The sequence below is a fragment of the Streptomyces sp. TLI_185 genome (genome assembly GCF_003814765.1).
Classification (GTDB): Bacteria; Actinomycetota; Actinomycetes; order Streptomycetales; family Streptomycetaceae; genus Streptomyces.
The window spans coordinates 2,782,645-2,802,197 of record NZ_RKRB01000001.1 but is presented as its reverse complement, the minus strand read 5'-3'; the positions used below and the strand labels follow the sequence as shown (position 1 = coordinate 2,802,197).

Here is a 19,553-nt window from a genome sequence, read left to right as displayed (position 1 = left end):
CATCCGAATCCGAGGAAGTTGGTCCAGCCGTGGTTTTGGGGTTCTCGATCGCCCTGATCGTCTTCAGCCTGCTGCTGATGCTGCTGGTGCTGATGCACAAGGGGAAGGGCGGCGGCCTCTCCGACATGTTCGGTGGCGGCATGCAGTCGTCCGTCGGCGGCTCCTCGGTCGCCGAGCGCAACCTCGACCGCATCACCGTGGTGATCGGTCTGCTCTGGTTCGCGTGCATTGTCGTACTCGGCATCATCATGAAGTCGAACAGCTGAGCAGCGACGCACACAGCACGTACATTCCGCACGTAAGGCCCCATGTTCGGTACGCGCAGCTGAGCGCGGCCTATCATGGGGCTTGCGTCTAGGTGTGGGGGGTGTAACTCCAATCACTGGACGCGCGTTGGGCCTTACGTAGACTGAGGCGCTCGCAACGAAGCGAAACGCCGACTCGCTTCGCGGCACCATCACGCAGGGAGTTACGACCGTGGCAAGTGGCAACGCGATCCGAGGAAGCCGGGTCGGGGCGGGGCCGATGGGCGAGGCCGAGCGCGGCGAGTCCGCGCCGCGTCTGCGCATCTCCTTCTGGTGCTCGAACGGGCACGAGACGCAGCCCAGCTTCGCCAGCGACGCGCAGGTTCCCGAGACCTGGGACTGCCCGCGCTGCGGCTTCCCCGCCGGACAGGACCGGGACAACCCGCCGGACCCGCCGCGCACCGAGCCCTACAAGACGCACCTCGCGTACGTACGGGAACGGCGCAGTGACGCGGACGGCGAGGCGATCCTCGCCGAGGCGCTCGCCAAACTGCGGGGCGAGATCTAGGAGTTGAGAGCCGGCCGGGCACCGAGGGGTGTCTGGCCGGAGCTGTTTCGTACCCGGCCCCGGCCGCCTCCGGACCGATTGTCAGTGGTGCCCTCTACGGTTTGTGTATCGGCAGATCGTGAGGGGGAGTTGTGGCGACGGTCGAGGAGGCGGGCAGTCTTGCGCCCGCGTGGCGCGGGGGATTCGGGCGGCTGTGGACGGCCGCGGTGGTGTCCCGGTTCGGAGACGCGCTGCGGGGTGCGGCGCTGCCCCTGCTCGCCGCTTCCCTGACCGACCGCCCCCTGCTCATCGCGTCCGTGACCGCCTGCGGCTATCTGCCCTGGATCGTCTTCGGACTGCTCGGCGGCGCGGTCGCGGACCGGGTGGACCAGCGGCGCGCGATGTGGACGGTGGATGCGGTACGAGGAGTGCTCGTCGCCGCCTTCGCCGTGGCCGTCGAGCTCGGCCAGGCCTCGATCGCGCTTCTCATCGCGCTCGCCTTCGTGCTGACCACTCTCCAGACGCTCTTCGACAACGCTTCCACGGCCCTGCTGCCCGCCCTGGTGGACCAGGAGGCGCTCGGCAGTGCCAATGCCCGGCTGATGACGGGACAGCAGATCGCGGGCGGCCTGATAGGGGCACCGGCGGTGCCCCTGCTGCTCGCCGCCGGGGCCGCCGTTCCCTTCGCGGCCGACGCGGGGACCTTCCTGGTGGCCGCCGCGCTGGTCGCCTCGCTGCGCACCGCGGCACCCGAGCGCGGGCCGAAACCGGCGGGAAGCACCCTGCGCCGAGAGATCGCGGAGGGGCTGCGCACCCTGTGGCGCGACCGGGCCCTGCGCGGACTGTGCGCCGCGACCGCCCTGTGCAACATCGGCATGGGCGCTCTCATCGCCACCCTGGTCGTCCTGGTGACCGGCTGGCTGGACGCCGGCACCACCGGATACGCGGCGGCCACCACCGCCTACACCGTCGGCGGCCTGGCCGGGGGAGCCGCGAACCGGCAGATCACCGCCCGACTCGGGCCCATGCGGGCCGTACTGCTCGCCGGCCTCGTGCAGATAGGCGCCCTCGTCGTCATGGGCAGCGTGCGCAGCCTGACCGCGATGGCGGCAGCACTCGCGGTGTTCGGCTTCATGGGAATGGTGTGGAACGTCAACACGACCACGCTGATGCAGCAGCGCACCCCCGCCGACCTGCTCGGCCGGGTCAGCTCCGCCTTCCGTACCCTGGCCGTCGCCGGGGCACCGCTGGGCGCGCTGCTCGGCGGGGTGGTCGCCACCGCCTGGGGGCTGAACACGCCGGCCCTGCTCACCGCCGCCTTCTTCGTTCTGTCGGTCCTCGCCCTGATACCTGCCCGCAAGCCGGACGTACCTGTGGTTGCGCCGCACGGCGACACCACGACCGCTCATGTCACGCGCTGATCAACTAGGTTGGGACCGGCAGCGGGGCAAGGCAGGAAAGAAGGCTGAAGTCCGAAATGAACGCAGACGTCCGTAACAGGCTCAACCAGACGCCCGAGTGGACCGCGCTGGCCAAGCACCGTGAGGAGCTCGGCGAAGTGCGGCTGCGGGACCTGTTCGCCGCCGACCCGGGACGCGGCGCCGGGTACACACTCCAGGTCGGCGACCTGTACATCGACTACTCCAAGCACCTCGTCACCGACGAGACGCTACGGCTGCTGCGCGAGCTGGCCGCCGCCACCGACGTCTTCGGCCTGCGGGACGCCATGTTCCGCGGCGAGAAGATCAACACGACCGAGGACCGCGCCGTACTGCACACCGCGCTGCGCGCCCCGCGTGACGCGGTGATCGAGGTCGACGGGGAGAACGTCGTCCCGGGTGTGCACGCGGTGCTCGACAAGATGGCCGACTTCGCCGAACGGGTCCGCTCCGGCGCCTGGACGGGCCACACCGGCAAGCGCATCAAGAACGTCGTCAACATCGGCATCGGCGGCTCGGACCTGGGCCCGGCGATGGCGTACGAGGTGCTGCGCAGCTACACCGACCGCGATCTCGCGGTCCGCTTCGTGTCCAACGTCGACGGCGCCGACCTGCACGAGGCGATCCGTGACCTGGACGCGGCGGAGACCCTGTTCGTCATCGCCTCCAAGACCTTCACCACCATCGAGACGATCACGAACGCGACCTCGGCGCGCGAGTGGCTGCTCGGCGAGCTGAAAGCCGGTCAGGAGGCCGTCGCCCAGCACTTCGTGGCGCTGTCGACCAACGCCGGGAAGGTGTCGGAGTTCGGCATCGACACGGCCAACATGTTCGAGTTCTGGGACTGGGTCGGCGGCCGGTACTCGTACGACTCGGCGATCGGGCTGGCGCTGATGATCGCCATCGGCCCGGATCGCTTCCGGGAGATGCTCGACGGGTTCCGGCTGGTGGACGAGCACTTCAGGTCGGCGCCCGCGGAGTCCAACGTGCCGTTGCTGCTCGGCCTGTTGGGCGTCTGGTACGGCAACTTCCATGACGCCCAGTCGCATGCGGTGCTGCCGTACAGCCACTACCTCTCCAAGTTCACCGCCTATCTGCAGCAGCTGGACATGGAGTCCAACGGCAAGTACGTGGGCCGGGACGGGCAGGAGGTGGACTGGCAGACGGGGCCGGTGGTGTGGGGCACGCCGGGCACCAACGGGCAGCACGCCTACTACCAGCTGATCCACCAGGGCACGAAGCTGATCCCGGCGGACTTCATCGGGTTCGCCGAGCCGGTGGCCGAGCTGAGCGACGGGCTCAAGGCGCAGCACGACCTGCTGATGGCGAACTTCTTCGCCCAGACGCAGGCCCTCGCCTTCGGCAAGACACCGGACGAGGTGCGGGCCGAGGGCGTGCCGGAGGAACTGGTGGCGCACAAGACGTTCAAGGGCAATCACCCGACGACGACGATCCTCGCGCGCGAGCTGACGCCGTCCGTGCTGGGCCAGTTGGTTGCGCTGTATGAGCACAAGGTGTTCGTGCAGGGTGCGGTGTGGAACATCGACTCCTTCGACCAGTGGGGCGTCGAGCTCGGCAAGGTGCTGGCCAAGCGGGTCGAGCCCGCACTGACCGAGGGGGCGGAGGTGGCGGGCCTGGACGAGTCCAGCAAGGCGCTGGTCGCCAAGTACCGGGAGCTGCGGGGCCGGGCGTAACACCGCCGCTGCGGCCAGGGGAAGCGAGCGGCGCGTGACCGTCCGCTTCCCGTCGCCGTACAACCCGCAGGATTTCTACGGCAGTTGATGCGCCCGGCCGCCCCGGTCAGGCCACCGCGCTGAGGGTGTCCGCGAGCCGTCGTCTTGCCGCGCGTGCCGCCGGGAGGGCGGCGAGTGCGGCCGCGCCGAGCACCGCGGCGGCGCCGAAGAGCACGAGCAGTACCGGCGACGGGCTCTGCGCTATCCCCGCGCCGATGCCGCTCGATCTGCCCTGGGAGTCGATCAGCCAGTGTGCGAGGGGGGTGCCCAGGGCCGTACCGGCGAGGACGGCGGCCAGGGCCGTGCTGCCGGTGGCCGTGACGGTGATCGCGGTGATCTGGCGCGGGGACAGCCCGATGGCCTTGAGGGCGAGCAGGTCGCGTTCGCCCTCGCGGACCGTGCCGCCGATCGCGGTGAGCAGTTCGACGAGCCCGATGAGGGCCAGGACGGCGATCAGGCCGACGACGACCGAGCGCAGGGGCGAGAGCCCGTCGGCAGGGTTAGGCACGGCGTGCACGTCGAGCCGGCCGTGCCCGGCGGCGGCCAGCCGGCCGGCGACCGCGTGCGGGTCGGCTCCGGGGCGCAGGCGGAGCTGGTAGAGGGTCGAGGTGAGACGCGGGTCGTTCTCGCGGAGGGTGTCGAGCGAAGTGGAGATGACCCGGCCGGCGTTCTCGGGTTCGATGCTGCGGCCCACGATGTGCAGGATCTGCGGCTGGTCGCCGACCGTCATCCGCACCCAGTCGCCGACGCGGACGTCCAGCAGGTCCAGGAGGCCCTGTCCGGCAACCGCCTCGTCGCTGCCGCGGGCGGGGCGGCCCTCGGCAAGGGTGTACGGGTAGGGGTTCTGGCCGGTGCCGAGGCCGCGCAGGGCGATCGTGGCCGTCTGGCCCGGCACCAGGGCGGCGACCTCGACACCCGGGTAGGCGGCGGCGACCTGCGGGTCGCGTTGCAACAGGGCGCGGGCGGCCCCGTCGCTCAGACCCGCGTCGGCGTGGACGGTGAGCGCGGCCGGCAGCCCGATCTGCTCGGGCCTGCTGTGGAAACGGTCGATGGTGGTCCAGGCACTCATCGCCACGACGATCAGCAGCAGCGGCAGTGCCAGTCGGGCCACGGTGGCCAGGGACCGCAGCCGACGGACAGAGGCCGTGTGCCAGCCCAGCACCAAGGCGGGCGGCACGCCCAGACCCAGAGCCCGCCGGGCCATGCCGGAGAGGTGCCCGCCGGAGGGCGCGCTCTGCTGCAGGCTCGTGGCGCGGCGCGTGGGCTCGCCGGCCCGCCCGGTCACCGCAGCCGCGGCCCGACGACTGAACACCCCTCGCGCCGGACCCGAAGGCGCATGACCCGCCGAAGCGACGGTCCGCGGCTCCAGCCCCAGGACCCGCCGGGCCATCCCCAGTAGCCCCCTGCCTTCCGTGACCGCAGGTCGGGGGGTGGCGGAGTGCTGGGCTGGGGATCCGTGTGCCGGGTGGGTGGGGCGGCTGTCGGTGGGGGCTTGGGGTTGGGGGTCGGGTGTCTGTCGGGCGTCGTGTGGCAGTTGGTGGGCCGGGGGAGTTGCGGCTTGCGGGTCAAGCGCTCGGCGAGCCAGGAACAGCCCTGCACGCCCCGCACCCGCAGGCCGGGCGACCGGGACCGGTGGTACGCGGCCCGCTCGCCAGGCTGCGAGGGCCGTTGTTGCGCCGATGAAGAGCACCGCGCCCGCCGGGATGGCGATCAGGGTCGGTGTGTGGCCGGGCAGGCCCTGCCATACGCCGAGGGCGTCTCCGAGGCGGCCGGGGAAGTGGCTGCCCACGGCCTGGATGAGCGTTGCAGCGGCTGCGGCGCCGAGGACGGCGTAGGCGATGTGCTGGAAGAGGAACACGCGGACGACCTGGGCCGGGGTGAAGCCGATCGCCTTCAGGACCGAGATGTCGCGCAGGTGGCCGCGGATGCGGGTGGCGATCGCGCCGTGGACGGCGAGACCGGCGGCCACCAGGGCGCCCAGGCCGAACAGGCCCAGGACCTGGCCCAGCAGCCTGTTGTCGCCCTGTGCCTCGGCGCGGGCCTGCTGCCAGGTGGAGACCTCGCCGATGGCGCCCGCACCCAGGACGGTGACGGCGCGCTGGACGGCGTAGTCCGTGTCGTCGGGGTCGGTGAGGCGCAGGCCGATGACCTGGCCGGTGGGGTGGGGCACGGCGGAGGGGAGGGCCCAGACCAGGCCCGGCTGCTCGTTCGCGCGGTAGCGGGGCTCCGCGCTGTCGGCCACGCCCACGACGGTCACCGTCCGTGCCGTGCCCGGCAGGGTGAGCGTGTCGCCCGGTTCGGCGAGCAGGGCGCGGGCGAGGCGGCTCTCCAGGACCACGCCGTCGGGGGTGGCGGAGTCCAGCCAGTGGCCGGCGTCGAGCAGCGGGCGGCCGACGGAGGGGCGCTCGGGCGTCGCGCGCAGTTCCACAGCGGCGCGGGTGCCGCGTGAGGTGAGGGTGGCGGCGGCGATGGGGTAGGGGCCGGCGACGGATTGCACCCCGTCCAGGCCGGCCAGCTTCCCCACCTGGGCGGACTTGTCCGTGTGGATCCAGACGTGCGCGCCGCGCTCCTGGGTGAAGATCCGCTGCCAGGGGTTGGTGGCGTACCCGAACAGGGCCGTCGCCAGCAGCAGCGACACCACGATCCCGGCGGTGGCGAGGACCAGGAACAGCGCCTCGCCGCGGTGCGTGCGCAGATCGGAGTGCGCCCAGCGCAGTGTTGCTCGCATACGGCTCAGGCCTTCCGGGGATCGTCGTACACCCGCATGTCAGTCCCTGAGCTCCAGCACCCCGGATATCCCGCTCCTGCGGGACGCCCCGGTGCCGTCCAGTTCCGCGTCGTCGGCGATCCGGCCGTCGAAGAAGCTGATCACACGGTCCGCGGCGCTCGCCAGCCGGGCGTCATGGGTGACCAGCACGATCGTCTGGCCGCGCTGGTGGAAGCGGGACAGCAGCCGCATCACCTCACGGGTGCCCTTGCTGTCCAGGCTGCCCGCGGGCTCGTCGGCCAGGAGGAGGGGCGGGTGGTTGACCAGGGCCCGGGCCAGTGCGACGCGCTGCTGCTCACCGCCGGACAGCTCGCCCGGCATGCTCCGCTCCTTGCCGCCAAGCCCCAGTTCGCCGAGCAACTGCTCCCGCTCGGCCCGCGCCTGCTTCGGTGCGACCCCAGCGAGCAGGGCCGGCAGTTCCACGTTGTCGGCGACCGACAGATTGGAGACGAGATTGAAGAACTGGAAAACGATCCCGATCCGCTTCCTGCGTTCCACCGCCCAGCGCGCCTCGCTCCATGCATCCGTGCGCTCACCGTCCAGCCGGATGCTGCCGCCGTCGGGCCGCTGCAGCCCGCCCAGCAGATGCAGCAAGGTCGACTTGCCGGCGCCGGACGGGCCGGTGACGGCCACGAACTCGCCCTGCCGGACGCACAGGTCGACCCCGCGTACGGCATGCGCCGGCGCGCCCTCGCCGTAGTGCGTCTTGACCAGGCCTTCTGCGTGCAGCACGGGAGCGGGACTGTCGCTCACTCCAGCTCCTCCAGCTCTTCCTGGCACCGTTCCAGCCAGTCGAGGTCGGCCTGCAGGTGCAGCATCGCGCCCTCGATCAGCAGATGGGCGATGCGGTTGTCGCGGTCTTCGGCGGCGGCCAGCTTCGACAGGTCGCGCATGGTGTTGAGGTACTGGCGCCGCTGCTTGTTGATCAGGGCGATCTGCTCGGCGAGACCGGTCTGCGGAGCGAGCGCCAGCTTCATGAAGAACTCGTCCCGCACCCGCGGCTCGTCCTCGGGCTCCTCGAACCAGGCGCGCAGCGCCTCCCGCCCGGTGTCGGTGAGGTGGTAGACCTTTTTGTTGGGCCGGCTCGACTGCTCGACGTCCTCGCCCTCGATCAGCCCTTGCTTCTCGAGGCGGCCGAGGGTTACGTAGATCTGGCCGACGTTCGGCTGAGGGTACGCGGAGCCCAGCAGTTGCTCAAGGTCCTGCTTGAGCTCGTAGCCGTGGGCCGGACCGCGTGCCAGGAGTGCCAGGAGGGGCAGGCGCACTCGTGCTGTCCTCCTGTCCTCGTAATGTGCTCCAGGCCCTAGTATCGCGCATACCTAACAGGTATACATGGCCTCTGACTCCGGGCGAAGATGCCCGGCGCCGGTGTACAGGGAGGAACCTATGCGGTGGATCCATGCCGCGGGTAGGGGCCTCCTTGTTCTCGTCGTGGTCATGACCGGGTACGTCGCCTCCGGCGCCCGCGCCGAGGAGGGCACGGCGGGCGGCCGCGGACCGTTGACGCTCGCCACCGCCGGAGACCTCACCAACTACCTCGACCCCCTCCTGCAGGGGTGGAACCGCACCCACCCCGGTGAGAAGGTCACCCTCGTCGAGCTTCCGGACTCCGCCGACGAGACCCATGCGCAGATGGTCACCGACCTGCGCGGCGGCGACCGCAGCCGCTTCGACGTCCTCAACATCGACGTCAGCTGGACCTCCGAGTTCGCGGCCGCGGGCTGGATACGGCCGCTGCCCCGCGACCGCTTCCCGATGAAGGGCTTCCTGAAGCCGGTCGTCGACACGGCGACCTACGACGGCCATCTGTACGCCGTCCCGTACGTCACCAACGCCGGACTGCTCCTCTACCGCAAGGACATCCTCGCCAAGGAGGGCGTCCCGCCGCCGCGCACCTGGGCCGAGCTGGAGTACGACGCGAAGACCATCGCGCCGAAGTACGGACTCGACGGCTACGCGGGGCAGTTCCTCCCGTACGAGGGCCTCACCGTCAACGCCGCCGAGGCCGTCTACTCCGCGGGCGGAAGCATCCTCGGCGACGAGGGCGCACGCGTCACCGTCAACTCGGCGGCCGCCCGCGAGGGCATCGGCTTCCTCGCCCGGGGTGTGCGCGAGGGCTGGATCCCGAAGAAGGCGCTGATGTACAAGGAGGAGGAGTCCAAGCAGGCCTTCCAGAACGGCCGTCTGCTCTTCCTCCGCAACTGGCCCTACGCTTACGTCGGCGCCTCCGCCAAGGGCTCCCCGGTCGCCGGCCGGATCGGCGCCGTACCGCTGCCCGGCCCGGACGGGCCCGGCAGGAGCGTCCTCGGCGGCTCCAACCTGGCCGTCAACACGCACGCACAGCACCCCGACTCCGCCGCGCGCCTGCTCGCGTACCTCACCAGTGAGCCCGTCCAGCGCCAGGTCCTCACCCGCGGCGCGCTGCCGCCCGTACGGGCCGCGCTGTACCAGGACCCCGAGCTGATACGGCGGTTCCCGTATCTGCCGACCCTGCGCACGAGCGTCCTGCACGCCGCGCCGCGCCCCAAGAGCCCGCGCTACGACCAGGTCAGCCTGGTGGTGCAGGCGGTCGTGCACGACGCCATGACCGGGCACGAGACCCCGGCCGCGGCGGTGCAGAGGCTGGCGCGGGAGCTGGCGGCCGTCTCCAGTCGCTAGTTACTTGTTAAGTAACGCGGAAGTCTCATCTGACCTCAGAATGCCCCTCTAAGTCCGCTTTTGCCATGCTGACTCAGCAGTAGCTTCCGTTTCTTTCATTGACACCCTCACGACACGCCTACCTAACATGCATGCATGTTGAGTAAGTACCCGCCGCAGGGTCGCTGGTGGCGTGACGCGGTGATCTACCAGGTGTACGTCCGCAGCTTCCTGGACAGCACCGGAGACGGCATCGGCGATCTGGCCGGGGTCCGCGCCGGACTGCCGTATCTGAAGAAGCTGGGCGTCGACGGGATCTGGCTGAGCCCCTTCTATCCGTCCCCGCAGCACGACCACGGCTACGACGTGGCCGACTACTGCGATGTCGACCCGCTCTTCGGCGACCTCGCCGAGTTCGACCTGCTGATGGCGGCCGCCCGGAAGCTCGGCGTCAAGGTGCTGCTGGACGTCGTGCCCAACCACTGCTCCAGCGAGCACCCGTGGTTCCAGGAGGCGCTCGCCTCGGAACCCGGCAGCGCGGCCCGCGCCCGCTTCCACTTCGCCGACGGCCGCGGCGCCGACGGCTGCGAACCGCCCAACAACTGGCACTCCATGTTCGGCGGCCCCGCCTGGACCCGGGTGACCGAGCCGGACGGCCGCCCCGGCCAGTGGTACCTGCACATGTTCGCGCCCGAGCAGCCCGACTGGAACTGGCGCAACCCCGAGACCGGCGCCGAGTTCGACCGGGTCCTGCGCTTCTGGCTCGACCGTGGCATCGACGGCTTCCGCATCGACGTCGCCGCCGGCCTCTACAAGCACCCCGAACTGCCCGACTCCGACGACCCCGAGGCCGACGCCCGCACCCGCGACTCCGTCAACCCGCTCGCCTGGAACCAGCCCGAGGTGCACGACGTGTGGCGGCACTGGCGGGCGGTGTGCGAGGAGTACACGGCACGCGACGGCCGCGAGCGGCTGCTGGTCGGCGAGGTGTCGGTCCCGACCGCACGCGAACACGCGCAGTACGTCCGCCCGGACGAACTCCACCAGGCCTTCTTCTTCGACTTGCTCAGCGCACCCTGGAACGCCGACGCCTTCCGCAAGGTCATCACCGAGGCCATGCAGGACATAGCCGGCACGGGCTCGACGGTCACCTGGGTGCTCAACAACCACGACCAGGTCCGCACCGTCACCCGCTACGGCGAACCCGCGCCGGAGGGCAGCGGCCTGGGCACGGCCCGCGCCCGCGCCGCCGCGCTGCTGATGCTGGCGCTGCCCGGAGCCGCGTACATCTACCAGGGCGAGGAACTGGGCCTGCCCGAGGTCGTCGACCTGCCCGACGACGTGCTCACCGACCCGATCTTCCGCCGCACCGGAAGCCGCGCGCGCATCCGCGACGGCTGCCGGGTACCGCTGCCGTGGTCCGGACAGGCCTCACCCTTCGGCTTCACCTCCGGCGCCGAAAGCGCGCGGCCGTGGCTGCCGCAGCCGTCGTACTTCGCCGAGTACGCCACCGACCGCGCCCTCGCCGACACCCGCTCCTTCTGGCACCTGTACCGCGACGGCCTCCAACTGCGAGCCGCACTGCCCCAGTTGGGCGAGGGATCGCTCGACTGGCTGGACACCCCGCCGGGCGTCCTCGCCTTCACTCGCGGCGACGGCCTCGTCTGCGCCGTCAACTTCGGTACCGCGCCCATGCCCGCACCGGTCTCCGGAACCCCGCTGCTGTCCAGCGGCCCCTGCACGGCAGGGGTGCTGCCCGGTTCGACGGCGGCCTGGTGGATCAACGACCTCTGACCACCACCGCCCCACCACCCCCTGATTGTTCGTCAGTTTCCCACCCCTTGAAGGGACATCAACGATGATGCGACGACGCACGACCCTGCTCACCAGCTGCACCGCCCTTGCCCTCGCGCTCGGCGCCACCGCCTGCGGAGGCGGCGGCCCGGTCTCAGCCGGCGGCGGCGACAAGTCGCTGGGCGGCCAGACCGTCACGGTGGCCGGCGTCTGGACCGGCAGCGAGCAGAAGAACTTCCAGAAGGTCCTCGACGCCTTCAGCGCGAAGACCGGCGCCAAGACGCAGTTCATCTCCACCGGCGACAACGTCTCCACCGTCGTCGGCAGCAAGATCGAAGGCGGCAACGCGCCCGACGTGGTGATGGTCCCGCAGGTGGGTGTGCTTCAGCAGTTCGCCAAGAAGGGCTGGCTCAAGCCGCTGTCTTCCACCACGGAGAAGGCCGTGGACGCGGGCTACGCCCCCGTCTGGAAGAAGTACGGCAGCGTCGACGGCCTCCTCTACGGTCTGTACTTCAAGGCCGCCCACAAGTCGACGGTCTGGTACAGCCCCGAGGCCCTCACCCAGGCCGGCGTCAAGCCGCCGACCACGTACGACGCGATGCTGAAGGCCGGACACACCGTCTCCGACTCCGGCCTCGCCGCCTTCTCCGTCGCCGGGCAGGACGGCTGGACCCTCACCGACTGGTTCGAGAACATCTACCTCTCCCAGGCGGGCCCCGAGAAGTACGACGCCCTGGCCGCCCACAAGCTGAAGTGGACCGACGCCTCGGTGGTCAAGGCGCTCGGCACCCTCGGCAAGCTGTTCAAGGACAGGCAGCTGATAGCCGGCGGCCAGAAGGAGGCCCTCAACACCGACTTCCCGGGCTCGGTGCAGAAGGTGTTCGGACCCAAGCCCGAGGCCGGCATGGTCTACGAGGGCGACTTCGTCGCCGGCGTCGCCCACGACCAGTTCGGCAAGACCATCGGCAAGGACGCGAACTTCTTCCCCTTCCCCGCCGTCGACGGCGGCAAGGCGCCGGTGGTCAGCGGCGGTGACGCGGCCGTCGTCCTCAAGGACGGCAAGAACGCCAGCGCCGGCATGAAGCTTCTGGAGTACCTGGCGACCCCGGAGGCCGCCGCCGTATGGGCCAAGGCCGGCGGCTTCCTGTCCCCGAACAAGAAGCTGTCTCTCGATTCCTACGGCGACGACGTCACCCGTGCCACCGCCAAGTCCCTTGTCTCCGCCGGGGATTCGGTCCGCTTCGACATGTCCGACCAGGCGCCGGCGGCGTTCGGCGGCACGAAGGGCGCGGGCGAGTGGAAGCTGCTCCAGGACTTCCTGAGCGACCCGTCGAACCCGAAGGGCACCGCGGCACAGCTGGAGGCCGCGGCGGCCAAGGCCTACAAGGGCTGACGCGCCATGACCGCGACTCTGGTGAAAGAGACAAGTCCGCCCGCCGTCGCGGGCGTCGAGCGGGCCCGGCGCTCCCGCCGCCGGGCCCGGATCATCGCCCTGCTCTTCGTCTTCCCGGCGCTGCTCCTGCTCGGCGCGCTCGTCGTGTACCCCGTGCTGTTCTCGATCGGCCGCAGTTTCTTCGACGCGTCCGGGACGCGCTTCGTGGGCGGCGAGAACTACACCGAGATGTTCCGGGACCCGGCGACCCTCAAAGCCGTACGGAACACGGCCATCTGGGTCGTCGTGGCGCCTGCGCTGCTGACCGGTCTGGGGTTGATCCTCGCCGTACTGGTCGAGAAGGTCCGCTGGGCGACGGCCTTCAAACTCCTGCTGTTCATGCCGATGGCGGTGTCCTTCCTGGCGGCGGGCATCATCTTCCGGCTCGCCTACGACGAGGACCCGAACAAGGGCGTGCTCAACGCGGCCGTGGTCTCAGTGCACGACGCCTTCAAGGGCACGTCGGAGTACCCGACCGCACGGGCCCGCGTGGGCCAGGGGCTGAAGGCGGGACCGGACGGCTCGTACCGGACGAGCGGGAGCGTGTCATCGGGGCAGTCGGTGACGCTCGGGCTGGTGGGCGTCGCCCCCAAGGACCTGCCGGGCGGTGCCGAGCCCGCGTACGGCGCCGCGCACCGCAAGGCCGCGGCCGACGAGGTGAGCGGGGTCGTCTACCTGGACTTCACCCCCGGCGGGGGCGGGAAGCAGGGCAAGGTCGACCCGCGGGAGAGCGGGCTGCCGGAGATGAAGGTCGAGGCGGTGGGGGACGACGGGACGACGGTCGGGCGTACGACGACCGCGGCTGACGGCTCCTTCCACTTCGCGGGACTGAAGTCCGGCTCGTACACCGTGGAGTTGCCCGCGTCGAACTTCGCGCAGCCGTACCAGGGTGTCTCGTGGCTCGGGCCGCTGCTCGTCACGCCGGCGATCATCGGGGCGTATCTGTGGATCTGGACCGGGTTCGCGATGGTGCTGATCGGTGCCGGGCTCGCGACGCTGCCGCGCGATGCGCTGGAGGCGGCGCGGATGGACGGCGCCAACGAGTGGCAGATCTTCCGGCGGATCACGGTGCCGCTGCTGGCGCCGGTGCTCACGGTCGTCTTCGTGACCCTCGTGATCAACGTGATGAAAGTGTTCGACCTCGTCTACATCATCGCGCCCGGACCGGTGCAGGAGGACGCGACCGTGCTCGCCACCCAGATGTGGCTGGTGTCCTTCGGCGGCGGCAACAACCAGGGGCTGGGGAGTGCGCTGGGCGTGCTGCTCCTGCTTCTCGTGGTCCCTGCCATGGTCTTCAACGTCCGTCGTTTCCGGAGGAGTCAGCGATGAACGCGGTCAGGCGTGGCCTGGGGAACGGGCTGGTGCAGGCTTTCCTGGTGGTGATCGGTCTGGTGTGGCTGACGCCGCTCGCGGGGTTGTTCCTGTCGTCGTTGCGGACCTCGCAGGACTCGGCGAGCAGCGGCTGGTGGACGGTGTTCAGCAGCCCGGGTCAGCTGTCCTTCGACAACTACTCGGCGCTGCTGAAGAACTCCGGGATGACGCAGGCCTTCTGGAACACGGTACTGATCTCCGTGCCGGCGACCGTGCTGGTCGTGGTGCTGGCGGCGCTGGCCGGATATGCCTTCGCCTGGCTGGACTTCCCCGGGCGGGAGGCCGTCTTCCTGGTCGTGGTGGCCCTGTTGGTGGTGCCGGTGCAGATCGGGTTGCTGCCGGTGGCCAAACTCTTCGGTGAGCTCGGGCTGTTCGGGACGATTCCGGGGGTCGTGCTGTTCCATGTGGCGTACGGGCTGCCGTTCGCGGTGTTCCTGCTGAGGAACTACTTCGCCGAGATGCCGAAGGAGATGCTGGAGGCCGCTCGTATGGACGGCGGGAGCGAGTGGCGGATCTTCACGCGGCTGGTGCTGCCGGTGGGGCGGCCGGCGATTGCCTCGCTGGCGATCTTCCAGTTTCTGTGGGTGTGGAACGACATGCTGGTGGCGTTGTTGTTCGCGGACAGTTCATCGCAGCCGTTGACGGTGCAACTTCAGTCGCAGATACGGCAGTTCGGGAGCAACATCGATGTGCTGGCGCCGGGGGCGTTTGTGTCGCTGGTGGTGCCGGTGGTGGTGTTCTTCGCGTTTCAGAAGCACTTTGTGCAGGGGGTTATGGCGGGGTCTGTGAAGTGAGGGGTGCGGCGGAGGGTTTTTCGCCCCCGCCGCCCCTACCCGTCCGGACCCGGGGGCCAGCCCCCGGACCCCCGCTCCTCAAACGCCGGAGGGGCTGGATTTGGCTCAGCCCATCTCAGCCCGTCCGGCGTTTGAGGACGAGGCCGTTCAGGCCGAAAGCGGGGTCTGGGGGCGCAGCCCCCAGGGACGGGAATGGGTAGGGGCGGCGGGGGCGAAAACCGCTTAGGCCGAAGCCGGCGGATACAGCGAGCGGGGCAGCTGTGACGCCGCCGCGCCGTCCAGCAGCCACAGCGTGCGGGAGCGCCCACGAGCCCCCGCCGCAGGCGCCTGCACCTCACCCGCGCCCGACAGGGCGATCGCAGCCGCCTGCGCCTTGTCCTCCCCGGCTGCCAGCAGCCAGACCTCGCGGGCGGCGCGGATGGCCGGCAACGTAAGCGTCACCCGCGTCGGCGGAGGCTTCGGCGCGCCGTGGACACCCACGACCGTGCGGTCCGTCTCCCGGACCGCGGGCAGCTCCGGGAACAGCGACGCCACATGCGTGTCCGGGCCCACGCCCAGCATCAGGACGTCGAAGGTCGGCACGGCACCGTGGTTCTCGGGACCGGCCGCCCGGGCCAGCTCCTGCGCGTACCCCTCCGCCGCCGCCTCGACGTCGGCACCGTAAGGACCGTCCGATGCCGGCATGGCGTGCACCCGCTTCGGATCCAGCGGGACGGAGTCCAGCAGGGCTCCGCGGGCCTGCGTGACATTGCGGTCCGGGTCGCCCTCGGGCAGGAAGCGCTCGTCCCCCCACCACAGGTCGAGGCGGCCCCAGTCGATCGCGTCCCGGGCCGGTGCGGCAGCCAGCGCGGCCAGCAGGCCGTTGCCGTTGCGGCCACCCGTCAGGACCACGGACGCATAGCCCCGGGAGGCCTGTGCGTCCACGATCTTCGTGATGAGACGGGCCGCGGCGGCCTGCGCCATCAGTTCCTTGTCGTGGTGCACGACCAGCTGCGGAGTGCTCACTGCGCCGCCGCCTTCGTCGCCTCGTCCTTCGTCGACTTGTCCTTCGCCCCGTCGTTCACCGACGCCTCCGCCTCCTCCTGCGCTGCGGAAGCTTCCGCAGCAGCTTCGACGGCGGCCGCTTCTCCTTTGGGGGCCACCTCCGGTTCGGCGGCCGCTTCCGGCGCGGGCGCCGAAGGACCCGGCGCGGGCAGCGACGGGTTCAGCCGGTCCACACCGAACCGCAGCGCCGACGCATACGTGTCGTCCGGATCCAGCCGCCGCAGCTCCTCCGCGATCAGCTCGGCCGTCTCACGCCGCTTCAGCGCCACCGCACGGTCCGGCTGGCCCTGGATGGAGAGAGTGGCCAGCGAGCCGTCCGCACGGTCCAGGACTATCTGGCCGGTGTTCGTGGCCATACGGACCGCCGTCAGACCCGGCCCGTTCGACAGCGACCGCTTCACCGGCACGTCCAGCCGGTCCGCCAGCCACATCGCCAGCAGCTCGCAGCTCGGGTTGAACTCCTCGCCCTCCACCTCGACGGCCTCCACCTCGCAGGTGACCTGGTCGAGCGCGGCGGCCAGCATCGAACGCCAGGGCGTGATGCGGGTCCAGGACAGGTCGGTGTCGCCGGGGGTGTAGGTGTCGGCGCGGGACGTCAGCTCCCGTACCGGCTGCTCCGCGGCGTACGTGTCCGTCACCCGGCGCTGGGCGAGTGCGCCCAGGGGGTCGTTCGCCGGGTCGAGGGGCGCGTTCACCGGCCACCAGACCACCACCGGGGCGTCCGGCAGCAGCAGCGGCAGGACCACCGACTGCGCGTGGTCCACGATCTCGCCGTACAGGCGCAGGACGACCGTCTCGCCGGTGCCCGCGTCCGCGCCCACCCGCACCTCGGCGTCCAGCCGGGACTGCGTACGGTCGCGAGGCGAGCGGGAGACACGCTTGATGACCACGAGGGTGCGCGAGGGGTGCTCGTGCGAGGCGTCGTTCGCGGCCTTCAGGGCGTCGTACGCGTTCTCCTCGTCCGTCACGATGACCAGCGTGAGCACCATGCCGACGGCCGGCGTGCCGATGGCACGGCGGCCCTGCACCAGCGCCTTGTTGATCTTGCTGGCCGTGGTGTCCGTGAGGTCTATCTTCATGGCCGGCGCCAGCTCCGTCCGTCTCGCTCGAGCATTTCGTCCGCCTCGACGGGCCCCCACGTGCCGGACGCGTACTGCGCCGGCCTGCCGTTCTGGTCCCAGTACTGCTCGATCGGGTCGAGGATCTGCCAGGACAGCTCGACCTCCTCGGTGCGCGGGAAGAGGTTCGAGTCGCCGAGCAGGACGTCCAGGATCAGACGCTCGTACGCCTCCGGGGAGGACTCGGTGAAGGACTCGCCGTAGGCGAAGTCCATCGACACGTCCCGGATCTCCATCGAGGTGCCCGGCACCTTCGAGCCGAAGCGCACCGTCACGCCCTCGTCCGGCTGGACGCGGATGACGATCGCGTTCTTGCCCAGCTCCTCCGTCGCCGTGTGGTCGAAGGGGGAGTGCGGGGCCCGCTGGAAGACGACGGCGATCTCGGTGACGCGGCGGCCCAGGCGCTTGCCGGTGCGGAGGTAGAACGGCACGCCCGCCCAACGGCGGTTGTCCACCTCCAGCTTGATCGCCGCGTACGTGTCCGTCTTCGACTTGGCGTCGATGCCCTCCTCCTGGAGGTACCCGACCGCCTTCTCCCCGCCCTGCCAGCCCTCCGCGTACTGCCCGCGCACGGTGGCCCGGCCCAGGTCCTTCGGCAGCCGAACGGCCCCGAGCACCTTGGTCTTCTCGGCGGCCAGCGCGTCCGCGTCGAAGGAGGCGGGCTCCTCCATGGCCGTAAGAGCCATCAGCTGGAGGAGGTGGTTCTGGATGACGTCACGGGCGGCGCCGATGCCGTCGTAGTAGCCGGCGCGGCCGCCGATGCCGATGTCCTCGGCCATGGTGATCTGCACATGGTCCACGAAGGACCGGTTCCAGATCGGCTCGAACATCGTGTTGGCGAAGCGCAGCGCCAGGATGTTCTGGACGGTCTCCTTGCCCAGGTAGTGGTCGATGCGGAAGACCTGGTCCGGGGCGAAGACCTCGTGGACGACCTTGTTCAGCTCCTCGGCCGACTTCAGGTCGTGACCGAACGGCTTCTCGATGACCGCGCGGCGCCAGGAGCCGCCTGTCTGGTCGGCGAGACCGTGCTTCTTCAGCTGCTGGATGACGACCGGGAAGGAGCGCGGTGGAACGGAGAGGTAGAAGGCGAAGTTGCCGCCCGTGCCCTGGGCCTTGTCGAGCTCCTCGATGGTGCCGCGCAGCCGCTCGAACGCGTCGTCGTCGTCGAAGGTGCCCTGCACGAAGCGCATCCCCTGGATGAGCTGCTGCCAGACCTCCTCGCGGAACGGCGTACGGGCGTGCGCCTTGACGGCGTCGTGGACCTCGGCCGCGAAGTCCTCGTGCTGCCACTCGCGGCGGGCGAACCCGACCAGCGAGAAGCCCGGCGGCAGCAGACCCCGGTTGGCGAGGTCGTACACGGCGGGCATGAGCTTCTTCCGTGACAAATCGCCCGTGACGCCGAAGATGACCAGGCCCGACGGCCCCGCGATACGCGGGAGCCGTCGGTCTGCAGGGTCACGCAGCGGGTTGCTGCTCGACAAGGTTTCAGCCCTCCGAGGGGGCGAGGCGCTCCAGCTCCGCCTCGGTCGACTTGAGCAGGTCGTTCCAGGACGCCTCGAACTTCTCGACGCCCTCGTCCTCCAGGACCTGGACCACGTCGTCGTACGAGATCCCGAGCTTCTCGACGGCGTCGAGGTCCGCGCGGGCCTGCTCGTACGTACCGGCAACGGCGTTGCCGGTGATCGAACCGTGCTCCTCGGTGGCCTGCAGGGTGGCCTCCGGCATGGTGTTGACCGTGTTCGGCGCGACCAGGTCGTCGACGTAGAGGGTGGGCTTGTACGCCGGGTCCTTGACACCCGTCGACGCCCACAGCGGACGCTGCTTGCGGGCGCCCGCGTTCTCCAGCTTGCTCCAGCGGTCGGAGGAGAAGACCTCCTCGTACGCCTGGTAGGCGAGGCGGGCGTTGGCGACGGCGGACTTGCCGCGCAGCGCCTTGGCGTCGTCGGTGCCCAGGGCGTCGAGCCGCTGGTCGATCTCGGTGTCCACGCGGGACACGAAGAAGGACGCGACCGAGCGGATCAGCGAGAGGTCCAGGCCGCGCTCCTTGGCCTTCTCCAGGCCGGAGAGGTAGGCGTCCATGACCTCGCGGTAGCGCTCCAGCGAGAAGATCAGCGTGACGTTGACGCTGATGCCGAGGCCGATGACCTCGGTGATCGCCGGCAGGCCCGCCTTGGTGGCCGGGATCTTGATGAGCGTGTTCGGACGGTCGACCAGCCAGGCCAGCTGCTTGGCCTCGGCGACCGTCGCCTTGGTGTTGTGCGCCAGACGCGGGTCGACCTCGATCGACACGCGGCCGTCCTGGCCGTCGGTGGCGTCGAAGACCGGGCGCAGGATGTCGGCGGCGTCGCGGACGTCCGCCGTGGTGATCATGCGGACGGCCTCTTCGACGGTGACCTTGCGGGCGGCGAGGTCCTCGAGCTGCTGCTCGTAACCGTCGCCCGACGAGATCGCCTTCTGGAAGATCGTCGGGTTGGTGGTGACGCCCACGACGTGCTGCTGGTCGATCAGCTCGGCGAGGTTGCCGGACGTGATCCGCTTGCGCGACAGGTCGTCCAGCCAGATCGCGACGCCTTCTTCGGAGAGGCGCTGGAGTGCGTCTGTCATGGAATTACATCTCCTACGTGTCGTATGT

16 protein-coding genes are annotated in these 19,553 nt (G+C 70.3%); 9 read left to right on the top strand and 7 right to left on the bottom strand.

Features of this window, described 5'->3' with window-relative positions:
- The first annotated feature begins 29 nt into the window (after window positions 1-29).
- The 4 genes from secG to pgi all read left to right on the top strand — a co-directional run bounded on the left by secG (window position 30) and on the right by pgi (window position 3,925).
- On the top strand, window positions 30-266 hold the full coding sequence (gene secG / locus EDD92_RS12705) for a preprotein translocase subunit SecG (RefSeq protein ID WP_078912428.1): 237 nt from the start codon (window positions 30-32) through the stop codon (window positions 264-266).
- A gap of 211 nt (window positions 267-477) precedes the next feature.
- Window positions 478-813 (top strand): RNA polymerase-binding protein RbpA, encoded by a 336-nt coding sequence (locus EDD92_RS12700; RefSeq protein WP_003976875.1) that lies wholly within the window; start codon window positions 478-480, stop codon window positions 811-813.
- Between the two features lie 131 nt (window positions 814-944).
- Entirely contained in the window at window positions 945-2,213 is a 1,269-nt protein-coding gene (locus EDD92_RS12695; RefSeq protein ID WP_123964399.1) for an MFS transporter, read from the top strand.
- A 56-nt stretch (window positions 2,214-2,269) separates the two neighbouring features.
- A complete protein-coding gene (gene pgi, locus EDD92_RS12690) occupies window positions 2,270-3,925 on the top strand; it encodes a glucose-6-phosphate isomerase (RefSeq protein ID WP_123964398.1) in 1,656 nt (551 codons plus the stop codon).
- 106 nt (window positions 3,926-4,031) lie between these two features.
- On the opposite strand, the gene EDD92_RS12685 is transcribed toward pgi, so the two are convergent.
- Genes EDD92_RS12685 through EDD92_RS12675 form a run of 3 tightly spaced genes read right to left on the bottom strand, consistent with a single transcriptional unit; the run spans window position 4,032 to window position 7,996 of the window.
- A complete protein-coding gene (locus tag EDD92_RS12685) occupies window positions 4,032-6,692 on the bottom strand; it encodes an ABC transporter permease (RefSeq protein WP_123964397.1) in 2,661 nt (886 codons plus the stop codon).
- A gap of 39 nt (window positions 6,693-6,731) precedes the next feature.
- Window positions 6,732-7,484: an ABC transporter ATP-binding protein gene (locus EDD92_RS12680; RefSeq protein ID WP_123964396.1), complete on the bottom strand. Its 753-nt coding sequence runs from the start codon at window positions 7,482-7,484 to the stop codon at window positions 6,732-6,734.
- The gene (locus EDD92_RS12675) at window positions 7,481-7,996 is read right to left on the bottom strand and encodes a PadR family transcriptional regulator (protein WP_030933343.1); all 516 of its coding nucleotides are present in this window, start codon (window positions 7,994-7,996) and stop codon (window positions 7,481-7,483) included. The genes EDD92_RS12680 and EDD92_RS12675 overlap by 4 nt, the downstream gene beginning before the upstream one ends.
- A 121-nt stretch (window positions 7,997-8,117) precedes the next feature.
- Between EDD92_RS12675 and EDD92_RS12670 the strand changes: the two genes are divergently transcribed.
- The 5 genes from EDD92_RS12670 (at window position 8,118) to EDD92_RS12650 (ending at window position 14,759) form a co-directional block, all read left to right on the top strand.
- On the top strand, window positions 8,118-9,389 hold the full coding sequence (locus tag EDD92_RS12670) for an ABC transporter substrate-binding protein (RefSeq protein WP_123964395.1): 1,272 nt from the start codon (window positions 8,118-8,120) through the stop codon (window positions 9,387-9,389).
- A 135-nt stretch (window positions 9,390-9,524) separates the two neighbouring features.
- Window positions 9,525-11,162: a glycoside hydrolase family 13 protein gene (locus tag EDD92_RS12665; RefSeq protein ID WP_123964394.1), complete on the top strand. Its 1,638-nt coding sequence runs from the start codon at window positions 9,525-9,527 to the stop codon at window positions 11,160-11,162.
- Between the two features lie 64 nt (window positions 11,163-11,226).
- Complete coding sequence (locus tag EDD92_RS12660; protein ID WP_123964393.1) at window positions 11,227-12,555, top strand: ABC transporter substrate-binding protein; 1,329 nt, start codon at window positions 11,227-11,229, stop codon at window positions 12,553-12,555.
- Between the two features lie 6 nt (window positions 12,556-12,561).
- Window positions 12,562-13,923: an ABC transporter permease subunit gene (locus tag EDD92_RS12655; protein ID WP_123964392.1), complete on the top strand. Its 1,362-nt coding sequence runs from the start codon at window positions 12,562-12,564 to the stop codon at window positions 13,921-13,923.
- Entirely contained in the window at window positions 13,920-14,759 is an 840-nt protein-coding gene (locus tag EDD92_RS12650; protein ID WP_123964391.1) for a carbohydrate ABC transporter permease, read from the top strand. Before EDD92_RS12655 ends, EDD92_RS12650 begins: the two co-directional genes overlap by 4 nt.
- 222 nt (window positions 14,760-14,981) lie before the next feature.
- Here EDD92_RS12650 and pgl read toward each other — a convergent pair whose 3' ends face one another.
- The 4 genes from pgl to tal are packed head-to-tail and all read right to left on the bottom strand — an operon-like array spanning window position 14,982 to window position 19,525.
- A complete protein-coding gene (pgl, locus tag EDD92_RS12640) occupies window positions 14,982-15,764 on the bottom strand; it encodes a 6-phosphogluconolactonase (RefSeq protein WP_123964390.1) in 783 nt (260 codons plus the stop codon).
- Window positions 15,761-16,882: a glucose-6-phosphate dehydrogenase assembly protein OpcA gene (opcA, locus tag EDD92_RS12635; protein WP_123964389.1), complete on the bottom strand. Its 1,122-nt coding sequence runs from the start codon at window positions 16,880-16,882 to the stop codon at window positions 15,761-15,763. The genes pgl and opcA overlap by 4 nt, the downstream gene beginning before the upstream one ends.
- Window positions 16,879-18,402, bottom strand: a complete 1,524-nt coding sequence (zwf, locus tag EDD92_RS12630; RefSeq protein ID WP_123964388.1) for a glucose-6-phosphate dehydrogenase — start codon at window positions 18,400-18,402, stop codon at window positions 16,879-16,881. Before zwf ends, opcA begins: the two co-directional genes overlap by 4 nt.
- A 4-nt stretch (window positions 18,403-18,406) precedes the next feature.
- The gene (gene tal / locus EDD92_RS12625) at window positions 18,407-19,525 is read right to left on the bottom strand and encodes a transaldolase (protein WP_123964387.1); all 1,119 of its coding nucleotides are present in this window, start codon (window positions 19,523-19,525) and stop codon (window positions 18,407-18,409) included.
- Window positions 19,526-19,553 lie beyond the last annotated feature (28 nt).

Coding starts and splice junctions, on each gene's coding strand:
- pgi (WP_123964398.1), top strand. CDS start 2,270: ATGAACGCAGACGTCCGTAACAGGCTCAACCAGACGCCCGAGTGGACC.
- EDD92_RS12685 (WP_123964397.1), bottom strand. CDS start 6,692: ATGCGAGCAACACTGCGCTGGGCGCACTCCGATCTGCGCACGCACCGC.
- EDD92_RS12670 (WP_123964395.1), top strand. CDS start 8,118: ATGCGGTGGATCCATGCCGCGGGTAGGGGCCTCCTTGTTCTCGTCGTG.
- EDD92_RS12665 (WP_123964394.1), top strand. CDS start 9,525: ATGTTGAGTAAGTACCCGCCGCAGGGTCGCTGGTGGCGTGACGCGGTG.
- EDD92_RS12660 (WP_123964393.1), top strand. CDS start 11,227: ATGATGCGACGACGCACGACCCTGCTCACCAGCTGCACCGCCCTTGCC.
- EDD92_RS12655 (WP_123964392.1), top strand. CDS start 12,562: ATGACCGCGACTCTGGTGAAAGAGACAAGTCCGCCCGCCGTCGCGGGC.
- EDD92_RS12650 (WP_123964391.1), top strand. CDS start 13,920: ATGAACGCGGTCAGGCGTGGCCTGGGGAACGGGCTGGTGCAGGCTTTC.
- opcA (WP_123964389.1), bottom strand. CDS start 16,882: ATGAAGATAGACCTCACGGACACCACGGCCAGCAAGATCAACAAGGCG.
- tal (WP_123964387.1), bottom strand. CDS start 19,525: ATGACAGACGCACTCCAGCGCCTCTCCGAAGAAGGCGTCGCGATCTGG.